Below are 17,828 nucleotides of genomic sequence, written 5' to 3'. Positions count from 1 at the left end.
GACTCGGTTAAAAAAATAGAATTTATGAAAACAATGAATTATTCCCTTATTCGTATTCTCTTCGCACTTGTGATTGGATTGGTACTCGTGATTTGGCCTAATGCGGCTGCCAGCTATATTGTCATTACGGTAGGTGTTGCCTTCTTGATTCCCGGTGTTATCAGCCTTTTTGGCTATTTCGGCCGGAAAAGACCGGAAGGTGAAGCTGCTCCCCGTTTTCCGATAGAAGGAATCGGTAGCTTATTATTCGGACTTTGGTTGATTGTGATGCCTGAATTCTTTGCAGACGTCCTGATGTTTTTATTGGGATTTATCCTGATTATGGGAGGAGTGCAACAGATTGCTTCTTTGTCGATGGCTCGTCGGTGGATGCCCGTTTCGGGAGCTTTTTATCTGATTCCTTCGCTGATTCTTATTGCGGGTATCATCGCTTTGTTCAATCCGACAGGAGCGCGTAATACTGCATTTATAATTATTGGTATCAGCAGTTTGGTTTATTCTCTTTCCGAATTGATAAACTGGTTCAAGTTTGCCCGTCGCCGCCCGAAGGCTCCGGTTATGCATGACGATGATGATATTGAAGACGCAAAGATTATCGAATAAAAAAAAGAAGAGGACTGCTTCACAGCACCCCTCCCCGCAAACTTAAAACAACCAACAAAAGAAATAGATAATTTCAATAACAGTGAACGGCTAACGGTGAATATTCTGCAATGATAATGCAGTTTGTTCACCGTTTACAGTTTATCGTTCACCGTATTTTTTTCTATCTCACAAATAACAGTTCCCTGTATTTTGGAAGCGTCCACATCTGATTGTCGACAATCAGTTCCAACTTGTCGATGTGATAACGGATTTCTTCCAGTGCCGGGACGATTGTGTCGTGGTAGGCAATGGCTTTTTCCCGTTCGCTTTCTATCTTGTTTGCAACCTTACGAGCCTCAATCATTGCATCTACATGCTCCTTGATGAAAGCTGTGCGGTCGGCAATCTCTTCAATAAGTTCCAGGTTTTTAGCAGACAATTTCGCTGCCTTTTCTGCCGGGAAAAGAGATTGCATCTTATAGACATTATTAATTAAGTCCGTCTGGTATTGAGTGGCAACCGGAATGATATGATTCATTGCCAAGTCACCCAATACACGTGCCTCAATCTGAATCTTCTTCGTATAAGTTTCCCATTTCACCTCGTTACGGGCTTCCAGTTCTTTCTTTGTCATTACACCGGTAGCTTCGAACATGGCAATTGTTTCCGGTTTCAGGTAATTGTCGAAGATAACAGGAACACTGGTTTCGCAATCCAGTCCACGACGGGCAGCTTCTTTTTTCCATTCGTCGCTGTAACCGTTACCGTCGAAATGAATGGCTTTACATTCTTTGATATATCCGCGAATGATTTCAAGAATGGCGGAAATTTTGGGTTCTCCCTTTTCAATCAACGCATCCACGTCCTTCTTAAACTTCACCAATTGATTTGCTACGGCCGAGTTCAATGCAATCATGGCAGAAGCACAGTTTGCTTCGGAACCTACAGCACGGAACTCAAAGCGGTTGCCTGTGAAAGCAAATGGAGAAGTACGGTTACGGTCTGTATTATCGATCAGCAATTCGGGAATCTGCGGAATATCCAACTTCATTCCCTGTTTACCGCTAAGGCTGATCAAATCATCTTTCGTACTGTTCTCGATATGATCCAATACCTGCGACAACTGTTTTCCGAGGAAAGAGGAGATAATTGCAGGAGGCGCTTCATTCGCTCCCAGACGGTGGGCGTTGGTAGCACTGGAGATAGAAGCTTTCAGCAATCCGTTATGATGGTAAACAGCCATCAATGTATTGACAACAAATGTAACAAAACGCAGATTGTCTTCCGGAGTCTTACCTGGTCCCATCAATAAGATACCTGTATCAGTACCCAAAGACCAGTTGTTGTGTTTACCCGAACCATTGACACCTTTGAAGGGCTTTTCATGAAGCAGTACGCGGAAACCGTGGCGACGGCTCACCTTACGCATTAGTGACATAATCAGCAAGTTATGGTCGTTGGCCAAGTTACATTCTTCAAAGATAGGAGCCAGCTCAAACTGGTTTGGAGCAACCTCATTGTGACGAGTCTTGACAGGAATACCCAGTTTCAGAGCTTCAATTTCAAGGTCTTTCATGAAGGCAGCCACACGGGTGGGAATAGCACCGAAGTAGTGGTCTTCCAACTGTTGGTTCTTGGCACTGTCATGTCCCATCAAAGTACGTCCGGTCAGCAATAAATCCGGACGTGCGGCATATAAACCTTCGTCCACCAGAAAATATTCCTGTTCCCAGCCTAGATAAGCAACCACTTTCTTAACTTCCGGATTGAAGTAATGGCATACGTCTACGGCAGCTTTATCTACGGCACGCAGTGCTTTCAATAAGGGAGCTTTATAGTCGAGAGCCTCACCGGTATATGCGATAAAGACAGTCGGGATGCAAAGCGTATCATCTACAATAAAAGCAGGTGATGAAGGATCCCAGGCACTGTAACCACGCGCTTCGAATGTATTGCGGATTCCGCCATTCGGGAAAGAAGAAGCATCCGGTTCTTGCTGCACAAGCAGTTTGCCTGTAAATTCTTCCATCATGCCACCTTTGCCGTCATGTTCGACGAAAGCATCGTGCTTTTCTGCCGTACCTTCGGTGAGCGGTGCAAACCAGTGTGTGTAGTGAGTGGCCCCCATTTCGATGGCCCATTTCTTCATGCCGGCAGCTACTTCGTCAGCAATACTGCGATCTAGCGGAGCACCATTATCAATTGCGTCAATCAGCGCATTGTATACCTTGCTGGGAAGATATTTGAACATCTTTTCCTTGTTGAACACATATTTGCCGAAGTATTCCGAAGGACGTTCAGCAGGTGTTGCTACCTCAACCGCTTTCTTCTTGAAAGCTGTCTCTACTACTCTGAATCTAAGTTTTGACATAATACCTGATTTGATTTGTTGTTAAATATGTTAGAGTTGATAATCTGTTTCATTTAGTTGTAAGCGGACTCTCCGTGTTCGTAGATATCAAGACCTTCTTCTTCGATACGTGCCGGAACACGAAGTCCGTGAATCTTGTCAAGTGCTTTAAAGATTATGAATCCCATACCTGCTGCCCAGACACCGACAACCAGTGCTCCGAATAGTTGTGCACAGAGGAATCCGAAACCGTGTCCGTAGAATAAACCTTCGCTGGTAGAGAACAAACCCGTGAGAACTGTTCCGAGAAATCCGCAAACACCATGTACGGAAGATGCGCCCACCGGATCGTCTATCTTTAAAATCTTGTCTATAAAGTCGACAGAGAAAATCATTACAACACCACAGATTGCGCCGATTAGAGCGGCTCCTGCGGGAGATACTGCGTCACATCCGGCTGTAATACCGACCAAACCTGCCAGAATACCATTCAATGTCAGTGACAAAGAAGGCTTTCCGTATTTCATCCAGCTGATCGCCAATGCGAAGAAACCACCGGCACAGGCCGCAAGATTTGTAGTCAGGAATACGTGGGAGATTGCATTTGCATCAGTTTCGGTACTTGCTGCCAATTGAGAACCGGGGTTGAACCCAAACCATCCGAACCAGAGAATAAATACACCTAGTGCGGCAATTGTCAGGTTATGTCCCGGAATAGCTCTTGATTTGCCGTCTTTTCCATATTTACCGATACGCGGGCCAAGAATGGCAGCACCTACCAGAGCAATCCATCCACCTACAGAGTGAACAACGGTAGAACCGGCGAAGTCATGGAAGGTTGTTCCAAAAAGATTCATCATGAAAGACCCCTCTTCACCGTTCATCAGCCAACCGCCACCCCAAGTCCAGTGGCCGGATATCGGATATATCAGTACACTGATGAAAATCGTGTAAACCAAATACATGGAGAATTTGGTACGTTCTGCCATTGCTCCTGATACGATTGTGGCTGCCGTTGCACAGAATACGGTCTGGAAAACCAGAAAACCTTCTCTGGGAAGACCGTTGTCCATGAAAGAAAGGTCGAAGAAGTGGGGCATTCCGATGAATTCTCCTGCGCCAAACATAAGCCCGAAACCGATGAACCAATATAATAAAGAACCGAACATGAAATCAACAAAGTTCTTCATCAGAATATTGGCGGTATTCTTTACTCTTGTGAACCCAGCTTCAACAAGTGCAAATCCCGGTTGCATAAAAAATACCAGCATTGCTGCAAGCAACATCCAGACTGTATTCAGTCCTAAGGCCAGTTCACCAATTGTATCAGGGGTTTCTGCGTCAGTCTCGGCAGGAGCTGCTGTAATTTCAGTTGTCGTCTCTACCACCGTCGTAACAGTATCTGCAGCAACTGCGTCTTGTGCTAGCGTGCCGGTGGCAAAACAGCATAACATAAACATGGTAGTGGCTATCCACAGCTTTACGAAGCTATGGCTTTTATATTTTGTATCCATAATGAATTATCTTATTAAATGCCTGTTATTAGTAATATTATAATTTCTTTTTCATATATGCCATCAACGTTTAATCCGCATGGGAATCTGGCCCCGGCATATTGCTGGTTGCCGGATTAGCGTTCTTGTTCAGCATTGTATAGGGCTATATCGCCACGTTCGGCGGTACGGATGCGGATAGCGTCTTCAATAGGGATGACGAAAATACGTCCGTCTCCGATTTCTCCGGTTTGTGCCGCTTTAATAATGGCTTGTACAGTTTTCTCGGCATTCTTGTCGCGCACGACAATAGAGATTAAGATTCTTTCGATAGTGCTGGTGTCATATACTACACCGCGGTAGATACGTCCTTGCCGTGCTTTCCCAATACCTCTTACGTCATAGTAAGAAAACCATTCGATGTCCGCTTCGAGAAGAGCTTCTTTCACGTCCTCGAATTTGGTTTTACGGATAATAGCTTCAATCTTTTTCATATACCTTAAATATTAGTGTTGACCTGTAAAAGAAAGAGGTACAGGGGGCAGCCATAGCAGGTTACCATACAACAAACCGATAAAATCTAAACTCTAACTACCTGATCCCTATACGCTCTTTGATATTCTAAATTCTCTCTCCTAAAAATTTAATCCGAATGTGAAGTAAGCTCCTTCTGTTCGTGGATTTGCTGTAACTTTCGCAAATGCCGGGAGTGAGAAAGAATCTGTTATTTTGATTTCTTTGGAAGCTCCGATACTTACGTCTGATACGCAGAATCCACTTGTATAGTCATTGTAGAAAGTTGTTTCCCAAGGAACCATCCCTAAATCTACTGTCCAGTCGAGACCTCCCAATTTGAATGGTGCGCTAAGTGCGAGGTAAGAAGAATAAGCTCTTTTGCCATTTTCTTTCACACCGTCGGCACCAGCAAAGTTTGTATACCAGTTGACTGTCAGTGGTCCGAAGTCATATCCGACTTGTGCTTCAAATACATGAGCTGTTGAATGAGCTCCGTATTGAAAATACTTGTTAGTTGCTGTTTGGGTATTAAACCAATAATCCGTCACTGAAACGCTAAAACCACCCGTCGAATAACCGAGAGTTAAATCGAACTCTTTCGTATCTGTCGATTCGAACCCTACCGATCCCCATGCTCCGAGTGAGAAGCCCTTGTAAGTGATTCCCAATGAAGGCTGAATACTAACTCCGCCTAAATCCTGGCCACGCCAGATGTAACCACTTACCAGATCGGCTCCAACGGAAGCTTCCACTTTATCTTGCGCCAACATTGCGGATGGAGCAAACCCTGTCAGTAATAATGCTACTATTATTACTCCCCATTTTTTGTTAATCGTCGTTTTCATCGTCTTTTTACCTTTAAGTTAGAAAAATGTGGATGTACGGTCCATGTATATAGTAGCGCGCGAAATACTATCTTATAGCCAGTTTTTTATTCTTCTCATTGCTTCGATACAATCGTTACGTTCGCCAAAGGCAGTCAGGCGGATATATCCTTCACCGCTTGGTCCGAAGCCTACACCGGGAGTACCGACCACATTGGCTTCATACAACATCTGTTCGAAGAATCGCCATGATGAAAGCCCGTTCGGAGTTTTCACCCATAAGTAGGGAGCGTTGACTCCTCCATACACTTTCAGTCCTGTGGCTTCCAATCCCTCTTTCATAATTTGGGCGTTGGTCATATAATAGCCGATTGTTTCTTTAATCTGTGCTTTGCCTTCTGCACTGTAAACGGCTTCTGCTGCCCGTTGGGTAATGTAAGAAGTACCGTTGAACTTGGTGCACTGGCGGCGGTTCCACAATCTGTTGAGTGGGATGCGGTCTCCTTCCAATGTGGCGGCAGTAAGTTCTTTCGGAACTACGGTATATCCGCAGCGTACTCCGGTAAATCCTGCCGTTTTTGAGAAACTACGGAATTCGATCGCACACTTTTTAGCTCCCTTAATCTCATAGATAGAGTGGGGGACATTCTCATCCTGGATATATGCTTCATAGGCGGCATCGAACAGAATCAATGTATCGTTTGCCAATGCATAGTCCACCCATTTCTTCAGTTCCGGTTTGGTTAAGGTCGTTCCTGTCGGGTTGTTCGGATAGCAGAGATAAACAATGTCTATCCGTTTGTCCGGAATTTTCGGAATAAAGTTGTTCTCACTTGTGCAAGGCATATAAGTAACATTACTCCATTTGCCCGTCTCTTCTTCCAGTACTCCGGCACGTCCGCACATGACATTGCTGTCTATATAAACCGGATAGATGGGGTCTGTAACACCTACGCTATTGTCATGGCGAAGAATATCTCCTATATTTCCGGTATCGCTTTTGGCACCGTCACTGACAAATATCTCGGATGCCGAGAAGTGAATCCCACGTGGAATAAAGTCATTTTTTATAATTGCTTCAATCAGAAAATCATATCCCTGTTCAGGACCATATCCGCGGAATGTATCTTTGCTGGCCAGCTCTTCTACCGCTTTGTGCATGGCTTCGATACACGCTTTCGGAAGCGGTTGGGTGACATCACCGATACCCAACCGGATAATATCCTGTTTAGGATGTGTTATCTTGAAGGTATTTACCTTTTTCGCTATGTCCGAGAATAAATAGCTTCCCGGTAACTTCAAAAAATGTTCGTTTACTAATGCCATCTTGTTATTGTTTTAAGTTCTGCAAAATCTAATACCTGATACTTAATACTTAATATCTGATACTTACTAATACTTATTTATTACTTATCCTCAATCTCCCCATCGAAAACTTTGGTTGCCGGTCCGGTCATTAATATATGCCCGGAGATTTCATCCCATTCAATGGTAACTGTCCCTCCATCCATGATTACATCGCTTTTTCTTCCTGTAAGTCCGTTGATGAAGGCGGCTACTGCTGTGGCACAAGCACCTGTCCCGCAAGCTTGAGTGATTCCCGATCCTCTTTCCCATACCCTCATCCGTATGGTGTCTTTGCCGACAATCTGTGCAAACTCCACATTAGTTCTATCGGGAAAAAGAGGATGATTCTCCAGTTCAGGACCGATTTCCGGTAAATCAATCCGGGTGATGTCCTCAACAAATGTGACGAGATGCGGATTACCCATTGATACTTTGGTTGACCGGAAAGGATACTTCCCTTCCCACTGAATCCCGTCTGTTTCCAACGGACTACCCATATCTACGGTGACTGTACTGACTGTTTTTTCCTCTATATGCAGTTTCAGAATTTTTATTCCAGATCGTGTATCCAGCGTAATTTCTGTTTTGTCAGTCAAGCCGTATTCATATACATATTTGCCTACACAACGGCTTCCGTTGCCACACATCATAGCTTCCGAACCGTCCGCATTGAAAATACGCATGCTGAAATCCGCTTTATCAGAGATGCCAATCAATATAAGTCCATCACTTCCGATTCCTGTATGAAACTTGCTCCATTCGATTGCCTTCTTTGCAGGGTCGGTTATCGGATATTGGGTTGTGTCTACATATATGTAGTCATTTCCCGCTCCATGCATTTTTGTGAACTTAATTTTTGATATCATTTTGATTGTTATTTATTGGTTGTTGTATCCTTTTGTTTTATTACGATGCAAAGGTATGACTTTTTGCTTTATATTTTACTAAAAAGTATATCTAATATCTATTTATTTTCCTCAAACTTATAATCGCTTTATATACGGCTGTGTTTAATTATAATTTGAAATTATACCTATTTATATATTAATAAACTGTTATTTGGGTGAATTGTTTTGCATATTCTTCCATAATATATGAAGAATATTTAGCCTTGATAATCGGTGAAATCCGCTATAAAAACAAGAAATATATCCTTTTCCTTTTGACGATATGAAAGTGAAAACCCCTATTTATCTATCATATTGCTCGCCGGATATGCTGAAGAACCTTTTCCTGTATTCATTGTTTTAGCACTATCATTAATATAAAAACGTAGAGATATGAATATAGAGAAACAATTAGAAACAGCAGCTAAGACCAACCATTTGGTGTTGGTAGTATTTTATGCCGACTGGTCACCTCATTATGAGTGGATAGGTCCTGTGCTTCGGACTTACGAAAAGAGAACTGTAGAATTGATAAGAGTGAATGCTGAAGAAAATAGAACAATAGCCGATGCGCATAATGTAGAAACAGTGCCCGCCTTTCTTTTATTGCATAAGGGACATGAATTATGGAGACAGGTAGGAGAGCTTACGGTAGGAGAGTTGAAAGAGGTATTAGATGATTTCCAGTAAATCGTTTGTAATCTTTTATTGGCATATATGAAAATGACCTTTTTCTTTTTCAAATGAAAAAAAGAGTGTTCTTAATATGCTGGTATTTAGTTTGTTATGAAAGCTCATTTTTCCTTTAAAAGAAACGGGTGGTTCCTTTAAAAGGAACCACCCGTTCGACACCGAGAAACATCCTGTTTCTTTTAAAGGAACGAGCTGTTTCTTTAAAGACGGATATTAAATAGTTTACTTTGTAATGATTTTATCTTATTGATGTTTTTTCAGTTCTTCTTGTAAGATGACTGGTTCGTTGGTGGTAATGAAATCTACTTTCTGTTCGATCAGCGATTTCATATCTTCCACTTCGTCCACAGTCCACACATTTACTTTCAAGCCGAGCTCATGAGCTTCTTTGATCCATTCGGGGTGTTTCTTAATCACTCCCATGTGATAATCAAGACCGGCAGCACCAAGTTCCTTTAATTCTTTGGGAGACAGTTCCCCGTTAAGGTAAAATACCGGAGTACCGGCAGGAGCCAGGCGGATAAACTCTTTCATGGCATGTAGGGAGAACGTGATATATTCCATGCGGTTTTCCAGTCCCATTTTCTTCACCATGGCAAGGATTCCCTGTACGGCTTTGGTTTCACGTTTCTTATTGCTATGTGCTTTCAGTTCGAGAATCAGTCGGGTATTACAGTTTTTCCCGGCTTCCAGATATTGTTCCAGGCTAGGCAAGTTTTCTCCGTTGGATAATTTAAGTCCGGTCAGTGCGTCACCTTTGGAATACTCCATCGGTCTCATCTTGTATACAGGATCATGGTTGACCACCAACTTGTTATCCTTAGCGATCCATACGTCAAATTCTGAACCGTAACAACTGATGGAGTCTGCTTTTAGAAGTGATGAAATACTGTTTTGTGATGATCCCGGAGTTTTCCAGAATCCGCGGTGGGCTATCACTTTTGTCTGTGCCTGCATACAGCAAGCAGCCATTAGAAGGGCAGAAGCCATCATCATTTTTTTTAAATTCATTTGTTTGGTCTTTTAAAAGTTTGATAGATTTAATTGGGTTTGGCCTCAAAATTATAAAAAAGAAAACGCAAATCAGACAATAATATGCTAATCTGCGTTAATCCTTGGGATTTTAAAATAGAAATGCTACAAAAGAATAACAGAATCTGCTCTTTCCGTTATTTTTATCAGTTAAGTATAGGCCTCTTCGTGTATTCCTCTCACCGCACGTCCGCTAGGCTCATTCAGGTTCCTGAAAGCAATATCCCACGCCAGCGCTTCTGCTGTGGAACAGGCCACACTGGGAACACTCGGTACGCTGCGTGCTGCACTTTCACTGGGGAAATGCTCTTCAAAGATACTACGATAATAGTATTCTTCCTTGTTTTGCGGAGTATGGATGGGGAAGCGTTCGGCAGCATGTTCCATTTGCTCATCGCTAACGGCAGCCGCTGTGATTTCTCTCAAAGTATCGATCCATGAATATCCCACACCGTCACTGAATTGTTCTTTTTGTCTCCACGCCACACTTTCCGGTAACATATCGGCAAAGGCTTCGCGAACAATCCGTTTCTCAATATCCTTTCCGGGGCACATTTTAGCTTTCGGATTCAGGTTCATGGCTACGTCGAGAAATTCTTTGTCAAGGAAAGGGACGCGTCCTTCTACGCCCCATGCTGACAGACTTTTGTTGGCACGGAGACAATCGTACATGTGTAACTTTGAAAGTTTACGTACCGTTTCTTCGTGGAATGCCTGTGGAGTGGGGGCCTTGTGGAAGTATAGATACCCTCCGAAAACTTCATCGGCACCTTCACCGCTCAACACCATTTTAATCCCCATCGATTTGATGACACGTGCCAGTAGGTACATGGGAGTGGAAGCGCGTACCGTGGTTACATCGTATGTCTCGATGAAATAAATGACATCACGCAGGGCATCCAGACCTTCCTGAACAGTATAGTTTATTTCATGGTGTACAGTACCGATATATTCAGCCACTTCACGTGCTTTAATCAAATCGGGAGCACCTTTGAGTCCGATGGCGAAGGAGTGGAGTTGAGGCCACCACGCATCACTCGCTCCGTCTGTCTCTATACGCTTTGCCGCATATTTTTTGGCAATAGCGGAGATGACGGAACTGTCCAGCCCACCCGAAAGAAGCACTCCATAAGGTACGTCACTCATTAACTGGCGATGTACGGCATCTTCTAATGCTGTTTTCACATCACCGGTTTGTGCGTCATTGTCTTTGACGGCTTCATAAGCTGTCCAGTCGCGTGAATACCAACGTTTCATTTTTCCTTCTTTGCTATGGAAATAATGTCCGGGAAGGAATACTTCATATTCGTCGCAAAATCCTTCAAGTGCTTTCAGTTCGCTGCCGAAGTAGATTCTTCCTTCTTTATCTTTTCCTATATATAAAGGAATAACCCCTATCGGATCACGGGCAATCAGAAATTCATCCTTTTCTTCATCATAAAGAACAAAAGCAAAGATACCGCTAATATCTTCCAGGAAGTGGATGCCTTTCTCTTTGTAAAGAGCAAGAATGACCTCACAGTCACTTCCTGTCTGAAAGTTATATTTTCCGGCGTATTGAGCGCGAATGTCCCGGTGGTTGTATATCTCACCGTTTACGGCGAGCACCTGTTTACGATCAGGAGAGTATAACGGTTGTCCGCCGCTCTGCGGGTCGACGATTGACAGGCGTTCGTGTGCCAGGATGGCACTTCCACCTACATAGATTCCACTCCAGTCCGGTCCGCGATGACGGATTTTCTGGGCCATCTTCAGTGCTTTATCTCTTAGTTCTTTCGTTTGAACCTTTATGTTGAGTATACCTGCTATTCCACACATAACTTTAAGTTTTTGGGGGTGATTGAATATGTTGATTGTTTATTCGCAGTTTCTAAGAAGCCCGATTGCTATTATTTATTCGTTCTACCTAGGTTGACTTTTCGTTCCACCATGGTTGTCTTTAAATTCTACCTAGGTTATCCTTAAGTTCCACCTAGGTGGAACGAACCGATAATAGCAGTCAGACTTCTTAGTATTCCTTACTTCGGAGATTATTTCGTCAAATAAGTGTCTATTTCTGCAGCCGCTTTTCTTCCTCCTGCCATGGCACGTACGACGAGGCTGGCTCCTGTATCCGCATCTCCGGCAAGGAATACATTTTCGGCAAACTTCGGCTGTTCCGGTTTCAGGAATCCCATCGCCAGCAATACCATGTCCGCTTCGATGACTTCCTTTTTTCCTGTCGGTTTCATCGTGGGACGTCCGCCATCTGTTGCCGGAATCCATTCCACTTCTTCCACTTCTACGCCTGTCACTTTTCCATTCTTTCCGAGAAACTGATTGGAGGCCAGACACCAACGGCGTGTACAACCTTCTTCATGGCTGGAAGTCGTCTTGAAGACTACCGGCCATTGAGGCCATGGAGTAGCCGGATTGTATCCGACAGGAGGTTTCGGCATGATCTCTATTTGGGTGACACTAACGGCTCCTTGTCGCACGCTGGTTCCGATACAGTCGGAACCTGTATCACCGCCACCTATCACGAGAACCTTTTTGCCTTTGGCATTTACCAACTTGTCTTTCGGGAAAGTCTGTCCTGCCAAAATCCTGTTCTGCTGTGCCAGCATTTCGAGTGCGAAATGAATCCCTTTCAGTTCACGTCCCGGAATACTCAAGTCACGTGCTGCCGGTGTTCCGGTACAGATGCAGTAGGCATCGAATCCTTCCGGTAAATGATTGACATCTATTTCCACTCCCATCTCAAACCGGATTCCTTCTGCGGCCAATATCTTCATCCGCCGGTCGATTACATTCTTGTCCAGTTTGAAATTAGGAATACCAAATCGTAGTAATCCTCCGGGAGCTTCATCCTTATCGAATAGAGTAACGCTATATCCTTTTAGATTTAACTGATTGGCGACTACCAGTCCGGCAGGACCTGCACCAATCACCGCTACTTTCTTTCCGTTTCTTTCCGGAGTCTTTACCTGTATATATCCTTCACGAAAAGCCGCTTCCACGATTGCCGCCTCATTCTCACGAATGGTTACCGGCTGATCGCACGAAAGTTTCAACACGCATGATTTCTCGCAAAGGGCAGGACAGATACGTCCTGTAAATTCAGGAAAATCGCAAGTAGATGACAATACTTCGTAAGCCTCCTTCCATTTTCCTTTGTATAATGCATCCTGCCATTCCGGTTGTTTATTTCCTATCGGGCATGCCCAATGACAGAAAGGTACGCCGCAATCCATGCAGCGTGACGCCTGCAATTTACGGCTGTTTGTATTCAATGTCTGTTCCACCTGACTATAGTCAGTGATTCGCTCGCTCACAGGGCGATATCCCGCCTCCTGCCGAGCTATATTTAAAAATGCTCTAGGATCTCCCATCTTGTTATTTACTATTTGACGATTTACGATTTACTATTTCTAGACTATCTTGTCATTTGCTATTTGACTATTTACAGACTATACATTCAAATAGTAAATTGTAAATAGTCAAATTGTAAATCTAATAGTCTCTTTGCATATCTGCAATTTTTTGTTGTAACTTTCTCATTTGTTCTTCCTGCAGTACTTTTTTGTATTCGATGGGCACTACTTGGATGAATTGGTCTACGTAATGATTCCAGTTGTCGAGTAGGATGCGTGCCAGTTTCGAGCCTGTGTAGAGGTAATGCTGGCGGATTAGTTCGTGCAACTCTTTCCGGTAGCTGGCTTCTTCGATGAGTGACAGTTCCACCATTTCCATGTTGCAGAAATAATCGAAGTTACCGTCCTTGTTCCATACATAAGCCACACCGCCACTCATACCGGCTGCAAAGTTACGTCCGGTTTGTCCGAGGACTACCACACGACCTCCGGTCATGTATTCGCAACAGTGGTCACCCACGCCTTCCACTACGGCGACTGCGCCGGAGTTACGAACAGCAAAACGTTCTCCTACACGGCCGTTGATATATACTTCACCGCTTGTTGCGCCATAAAGCAAGGTATTACCGGCGATTGTATTTTTTTCGGCTTCGAAGTTGCTGCGGATAGGAGGCAATACGGAGATACGTCCGCCACTCAATCCTTTGCCCAGGTAATCATTCGCTTCACCTTCCAGTTTAAAGTTAACTCCCGGTACGAGAAAAGCTCCGAAAGACTGACCTGCCGAACCTTTGAATTTTACATTCAGCGTATGTTCCGGCAATCCTTTGGCACCGTATTTCTTGGCGATCACTCCGGAAAGCATAGCACCTATTGCACGGTCTGTATTGGCAATCGTATATTCTAAAGAAATCTCTTTCTCATGTTCGATAGCTTCCTGTGCGGCATCGATGATGGTTACATCCTTTACAGTAGAAATTCCATGATCCTGGTCGATGACATGACGGATAGCCGCACTGTTGTCAACACGTGCCAACAATTTGCTGAAGTCGATTAAAGTATGCTTCGGATTCGGGTCATTGGCATCGGACTTGCGTTCGATTAAGTCTGTACGTCCGATGATGTCATCCATCCGGGTGAATCCCATTTCAGCCAAATGCTCACGGACTTCCTGTGCCAGGAATGTGAAAAAGTTTACTAAATATTCACTGCGTCCATGAAAGCGTTTACGTAACTCTTCATTCTGCGTGGCAACTCCTACCGGACAAGTGTTCTGATGACATTTACGCATCATTACACAACCCAATACGATTAATGCGGAGGTGGCGAAACCATATTCTTCGGCACCCATTAATGCCATTAAGATGATATCCCGTCCGGTTTTCAGCTGTCCGTCGGCTTGCAGAACTACTTGGCCACGAAGTCCGTTCAGAACCAGTGTTTGCTGTGTTTCGCTCAATCCTAATTCCGGTGAGATACCCGCATAGCGGATAGAAGAAGCGGGAGAAGCACCCGTACCCCCTTCAGCGCCGGAGATGACAATCAAATCCGCCTTTGCTTTTGCCACACCGGCGGCAATTGTACCGACACCGCTTTCTGCTACCAGTTTCACGCTGATTTTGGCCTGTGGATTTACATTTTTCAAATCGAAGATCAGTTGAGCCAAATCCTCAATCGAATAAATATCATGATGGGGCGGGGGAGAAATTAGCGAAATTCCCGGAATGGAATGACGTGTTTTCGCAATCACATCATTTACTTTAAATCCCGGAAGTTGTCCCCCTTCACCCGGTTTGGCTCCCTGTGCTATCTTAATTTGAATTTCGTCCGCATTCACCAGATACTCTGCCGTTACACCGAAACGACCGGAAGCTACCTGTTTGATCGCACTTCGTAAAGAACTGCCATCCGGCAACGGTTGGAAACGCGCGGCATCTTCACCACCTTCACCGGTATTGCTGCGTCCATGGATTTTATTCATGGCAACAGCCATTGCCTCGTGGGCTTCCTTGCTGATGGAACCAAAAGACATAGCTCCTGTGACGAAACGATGCAGAATATTTTCCACCGGTTCCACCTGATCGATAGAAATAGGATTACGACGGAATCCCAGGAAGTCACGAAGGAAAATAGGCTTCTCTTTTTCGTCTACCAGATGGGTGTACTCTTTAAATTTCTTATAACTCCCCAGTCGTGTAGCCAATTGCAGCGTGCTGATTGTTTCCGGATTCCATGCGTGCTTTTCTCCATCTTTACGGAAAGCATACAAACCGTTGTTTTTTAATAACTCTTCATTTTTAATACCTTCAAATCCATCTTTATGGAAAGCAATGGCATCTCTGGCTATTTCTTCCAGACGGATACCTCCGATCGGTGAACCGAGTCCTCCGAAATAAGCCTTGCTCAACTCTTCACTCAAACCGACAGCTTCGAAAATCTTAGCGCCACGATAGGAGCGGATCGTAGAGATACCCATCTTACTCATGATTTTAAACAAGCCTTTACAGATGGATTTGATATAGTTCTTTTCGGCAGTGGTATAATCCAACTGAATATCCTTGTCTTTTACCAGTCGGTCGAGGACGGCAAATGCCATGTAAGGATTCAGGGCACTTGCTCCGAAACCCAACAATAACGCGGCGTGCATCACTTCACGTATTTCACCGCTTTCTACAATCAATGCCGTTTGTACCCGTTTACCAACTGAAATCAGGTGGTGATGAACAGCGCTTACTGCCAGCAATGATGGAATGGCAGCATGGGTAATATCCACCTCACGGTCGGTCAGTACAATGTAGTTTACACCTTCCGTCACGGATTCTTCCGCCATTTTACAAAGATGGGCCAGTGCTTCCTGCAATCCGGCTTTCCCTTTTGCAACCTCAAACAACATAGGGAGTTTGACCGTTTTGAAGCCTTTGTACCGGATATTACAAAGAATATCCAGTTGTGTATTGCTCAAAATCGGGTGGTTCAGGCGTACCATTTTACAATGACTTTCACTGGGTGTCAGAATATTCATGCCGACTGCTCCGATATATTCCGTCAATGACATCACCAGTTCTTCGCGAAGCGGGTCAATAGGCGGATTGGTTACCTGTGCAAATTGCTGACGGAAATAGTTGTAAAGCAACTGCGGCTTATCTGAAAGTACGGCTAGCGGAGTGTCATTGCCCATTGAGTTGATCGGTTCTGCTCCGGTACTTGCCATCGGCATAATCAGTTTTTCGATGTCCTCCTTGGAGTAGCCGAAAGTACGAAGCATACGGTTGTAGTTTTCCACCTGATGGGGAACTTTGCGTCCGCTTTTCAGTTCGTCTAGTTCGATCCGGTTGGTAGATAGCCAGCTGCGGTAAGGTTTGGCTTCAGCCAACTGCTTTTTCAGTTCACCGTCATAGTAAATTTCACCTTTTTCCGTATCCACCAGCAGAATTTTGCCGGGCTGTAAGCGACCTTTTTCTTTAATGTCTCCCGGTTCGAAATCCATAACACCGACTTCCGAAGCTACCACCATCATATCGTTTTTAGTAATCAGATAACGGGCAGGGCGCAGGCCATTGCGGTCGAGCATACCTCCGGCAAATCGTCCGTCGCTGAAAAGTAGTGCGGCCGGTCCGTCCCATGGTTCCATCAGGATGGAGTGGTATTCGTAGAATGCTTTCAGATCTTCACTGATCGGATTCTTTTCGTTGAAAGATTCTGGTACGAGCATAGCCATGGCATGTGGCAGGCTCAATCCTGACATCACCAGGAACTCTAGCACATTATCCAGAGAAGCACTGTCGCTCATGCCCGGTTGTATAATCGGGCGGATTTCTTTTATATCGCCTAAAGTGGGAGTGGAGAGTACACTTTCACGGGCTTCCATCCATCCTCGGTTGCCACGGATAGTATTGATTTCACCGTTGTGTGCCAGCAGACGGAACGGCTGTGCCAATCCCCATGTGGGGAATGTATTGGTACTGAAACGAGAGTGCACCAATGCCAGTCCGCTGGTAAAATAGCTATTTGTCAGGTCCGGATAGTAGTTGCGCAGTTGTAATGATGAAAGCATACCTTTATATATAATGCTTTTGGTAGAGAGCGACACAACATAAAAATCGTCTTTTGCCGGAATAGATGACAATCTGACTTTATTTTCGATTCTTTTCCGGATCAGGTATAACTTCCGGTCGGCAGTTTCCGTTTCCGTAAATCCGGTGATGAATATTTGTTTGATATCCGGTTCGTTTGCCAGAGCTGATTCTCCCAGGATTTCGGGGCAGGTGGGCACATTGCGCAGATGCATCAATGTGAGTCCTTCTTTTTCAATTTCTTCAATAATAATACTTAGAATAGCTGCCTGGTCTTTTTCGTTTTTCGGCAAAAATAACAATCCTGTGCCGTACCGTCCTTTTTCGGGGACAGGAATACCTTGTAATAAAATAAATTCATGCGGAATTTGAAGCATGATACCTGCCCCGTCACCGGTCTTGTTATCCGCACCCTCGGCACCGCGATGACGCATGTTCTCTAATACCTTTAAAGCCGACTCAACAATGTCGTGTGACTTTTCTCCATGAATGTTAACCAGCATACCAACACCGCAGGCATCGTGTTCGTATGCCGCATCGTACAAGCCCATCTGTTTGGGCTGTCGTTGGTAAGGGAATCCTTCTGTTACGTTGTTAAAAAGTTCTTGTTTCTTCATTCTTAATAGCTTTATTGTATGATAATACCTGTTTGATGTATCAAATTGTTTGGCAAAG

The 17,828-nt window shown here is 44.3% G+C and carries 12 protein-coding genes; 2 read left to right on the top strand and 10 right to left on the bottom strand.

Features of this window, described 5'->3' with window-relative positions:
- Positions 1–24: 24 nt before the first annotated feature.
- Entirely contained in the window at positions 25–603 is a 579-nt protein-coding gene (locus tag AB3G73_RS06660; protein ID WP_148367544.1) for an HdeD family acid-resistance protein, read from the top strand.
- Between the two features lie 163 nt (positions 604–766).
- Here AB3G73_RS06660 and AB3G73_RS06655 read toward each other — a convergent pair whose 3' ends face one another.
- The 6 genes from AB3G73_RS06655 to dapF all read right to left on the bottom strand — a co-directional run bounded on the left by AB3G73_RS06655 (position 767) and on the right by dapF (position 7,981).
- Positions 767–2,956, bottom strand: a complete 2,190-nt coding sequence (locus AB3G73_RS06655; protein ID WP_148367542.1) for a glutamine synthetase III — start codon at positions 2,954–2,956, stop codon at positions 767–769.
- 53 nt (positions 2,957–3,009) lie between these two features.
- On the bottom strand, positions 3,010–4,449 hold the full coding sequence (locus AB3G73_RS06650) for an ammonium transporter (protein WP_148367540.1): 1,440 nt from the start codon (positions 4,447–4,449) through the stop codon (positions 3,010–3,012).
- A 116-nt stretch (positions 4,450–4,565) separates the two neighbouring features.
- The gene (locus AB3G73_RS06645) at positions 4,566–4,922 is read right to left on the bottom strand and encodes a P-II family nitrogen regulator (RefSeq protein WP_143866860.1); all 357 of its coding nucleotides are present in this window, start codon (positions 4,920–4,922) and stop codon (positions 4,566–4,568) included.
- A gap of 141 nt (positions 4,923–5,063) precedes the next feature.
- On the bottom strand, positions 5,064–5,789 hold the full coding sequence (locus AB3G73_RS06640; protein WP_195649972.1) for a hypothetical protein: 726 nt from the start codon (positions 5,787–5,789) through the stop codon (positions 5,064–5,066).
- Positions 5,790–5,861: 72 nt separating this feature from the next.
- Positions 5,862–7,094 carry an LL-diaminopimelate aminotransferase gene (locus AB3G73_RS06635; RefSeq protein WP_258981039.1) on the bottom strand — a complete coding sequence of 411 codons (1,233 nt, stop codon included), beginning with the start codon at positions 7,092–7,094 and terminating at the stop codon, positions 5,862–5,864.
- A gap of 80 nt (positions 7,095–7,174) precedes the next feature.
- On the bottom strand, positions 7,175–7,981 hold the full coding sequence (dapF, locus tag AB3G73_RS06630) for a diaminopimelate epimerase (protein ID WP_217722540.1): 807 nt from the start codon (positions 7,979–7,981) through the stop codon (positions 7,175–7,177).
- Between the two features lie 414 nt (positions 7,982–8,395).
- Here dapF and AB3G73_RS06625 point away from each other — a divergent pair, with 414 nt between their 5' ends.
- Positions 8,396–8,692 carry a thioredoxin family protein gene (locus AB3G73_RS06625; RefSeq protein WP_143866853.1) on the top strand — a complete coding sequence of 99 codons (297 nt, stop codon included), beginning with the start codon at positions 8,396–8,398 and terminating at the stop codon, positions 8,690–8,692.
- Positions 8,693–8,938: 246 nt separating this feature from the next.
- Here the strand turns inward: AB3G73_RS06625 and AB3G73_RS06620 are convergent, their stop codons facing one another.
- The 4 genes from AB3G73_RS06620 to gltB form a co-directional block, all read right to left on the bottom strand.
- On the bottom strand, positions 8,939–9,706 hold the full coding sequence (locus tag AB3G73_RS06620) for a glycerophosphodiester phosphodiesterase family protein (protein WP_167511904.1): 768 nt from the start codon (positions 9,704–9,706) through the stop codon (positions 8,939–8,941).
- A 171-nt stretch (positions 9,707–9,877) separates the two neighbouring features.
- Entirely contained in the window at positions 9,878–11,545 is a 1,668-nt protein-coding gene (asnB, locus tag AB3G73_RS06615; protein WP_148367531.1) for an asparagine synthase B, read from the bottom strand.
- A gap of 212 nt (positions 11,546–11,757) precedes the next feature.
- Positions 11,758–13,098 (bottom strand): glutamate synthase subunit beta, encoded by a 1,341-nt coding sequence (locus tag AB3G73_RS06610; protein ID WP_234133496.1) that lies wholly within the window; start codon positions 13,096–13,098, stop codon positions 11,758–11,760.
- Positions 13,099–13,219: 121 nt separating this feature from the next.
- Entirely contained in the window at positions 13,220–17,770 is a 4,551-nt protein-coding gene (gltB, locus tag AB3G73_RS06605) for a glutamate synthase large subunit (RefSeq protein WP_195649975.1), read from the bottom strand.
- Positions 17,771–17,828: the final 58 nt, after the last annotated feature.

Origin of the sequence: Bacteroides sp. L008, assembly GCF_040812255.1 — a bacterium.
GTDB lineage: Bacteria > Bacteroidota > Bacteroidia > Bacteroidales > Bacteroidaceae > Bacteroides > Bacteroides vicugnae.
Note: the sequence above shows the minus strand (reverse complement) of the source record. Positions and strands in the feature narration are given on the sequence as shown.

Coding starts and splice junctions, on each gene's coding strand:
- AB3G73_RS06660 (WP_148367544.1), top strand. CDS start 25: ATGAAAACAATGAATTATTCCCTTATTCGTATTCTCTTCGCACTTGTG.
- AB3G73_RS06655 (WP_148367542.1), bottom strand. CDS start 2,956: ATGTCAAAACTTAGATTCAGAGTAGTAGAGACAGCTTTCAAGAAGAAA.
- AB3G73_RS06650 (WP_148367540.1), bottom strand. CDS start 4,449: ATGGATACAAAATATAAAAGCCATAGCTTCGTAAAGCTGTGGATAGCC.
- AB3G73_RS06645 (WP_143866860.1), bottom strand. CDS start 4,922: ATGAAAAAGATTGAAGCTATTATCCGTAAAACCAAATTCGAGGACGTG.
- AB3G73_RS06640 (WP_195649972.1), bottom strand. CDS start 5,789: ATGAAAACGACGATTAACAAAAAATGGGGAGTAATAATAGTAGCATTA.
- AB3G73_RS06635 (WP_258981039.1), bottom strand. CDS start 7,094: ATGGCATTAGTAAACGAACATTTTTTGAAGTTACCGGGAAGCTATTTA.
- dapF (WP_217722540.1), bottom strand. CDS start 7,981: ATGATATCAAAAATTAAGTTCACAAAAATGCATGGAGCGGGAAATGAC.
- AB3G73_RS06625 (WP_143866853.1), top strand. CDS start 8,396: ATGAATATAGAGAAACAATTAGAAACAGCAGCTAAGACCAACCATTTG.
- AB3G73_RS06620 (WP_167511904.1), bottom strand. CDS start 9,706: ATGAATTTAAAAAAAATGATGATGGCTTCTGCCCTTCTAATGGCTGCT.
- asnB (WP_148367531.1), bottom strand. CDS start 11,545: ATGTGTGGAATAGCAGGTATACTCAACATAAAGGTTCAAACGAAAGAA.
- AB3G73_RS06610 (WP_234133496.1), bottom strand. CDS start 13,098: ATGGGAGATCCTAGAGCATTTTTAAATATAGCTCGGCAGGAGGCGGGA.
- gltB (WP_195649975.1), bottom strand. CDS start 17,770: ATGAAGAAACAAGAACTTTTTAACAACGTAACAGAAGGATTCCCTTAC.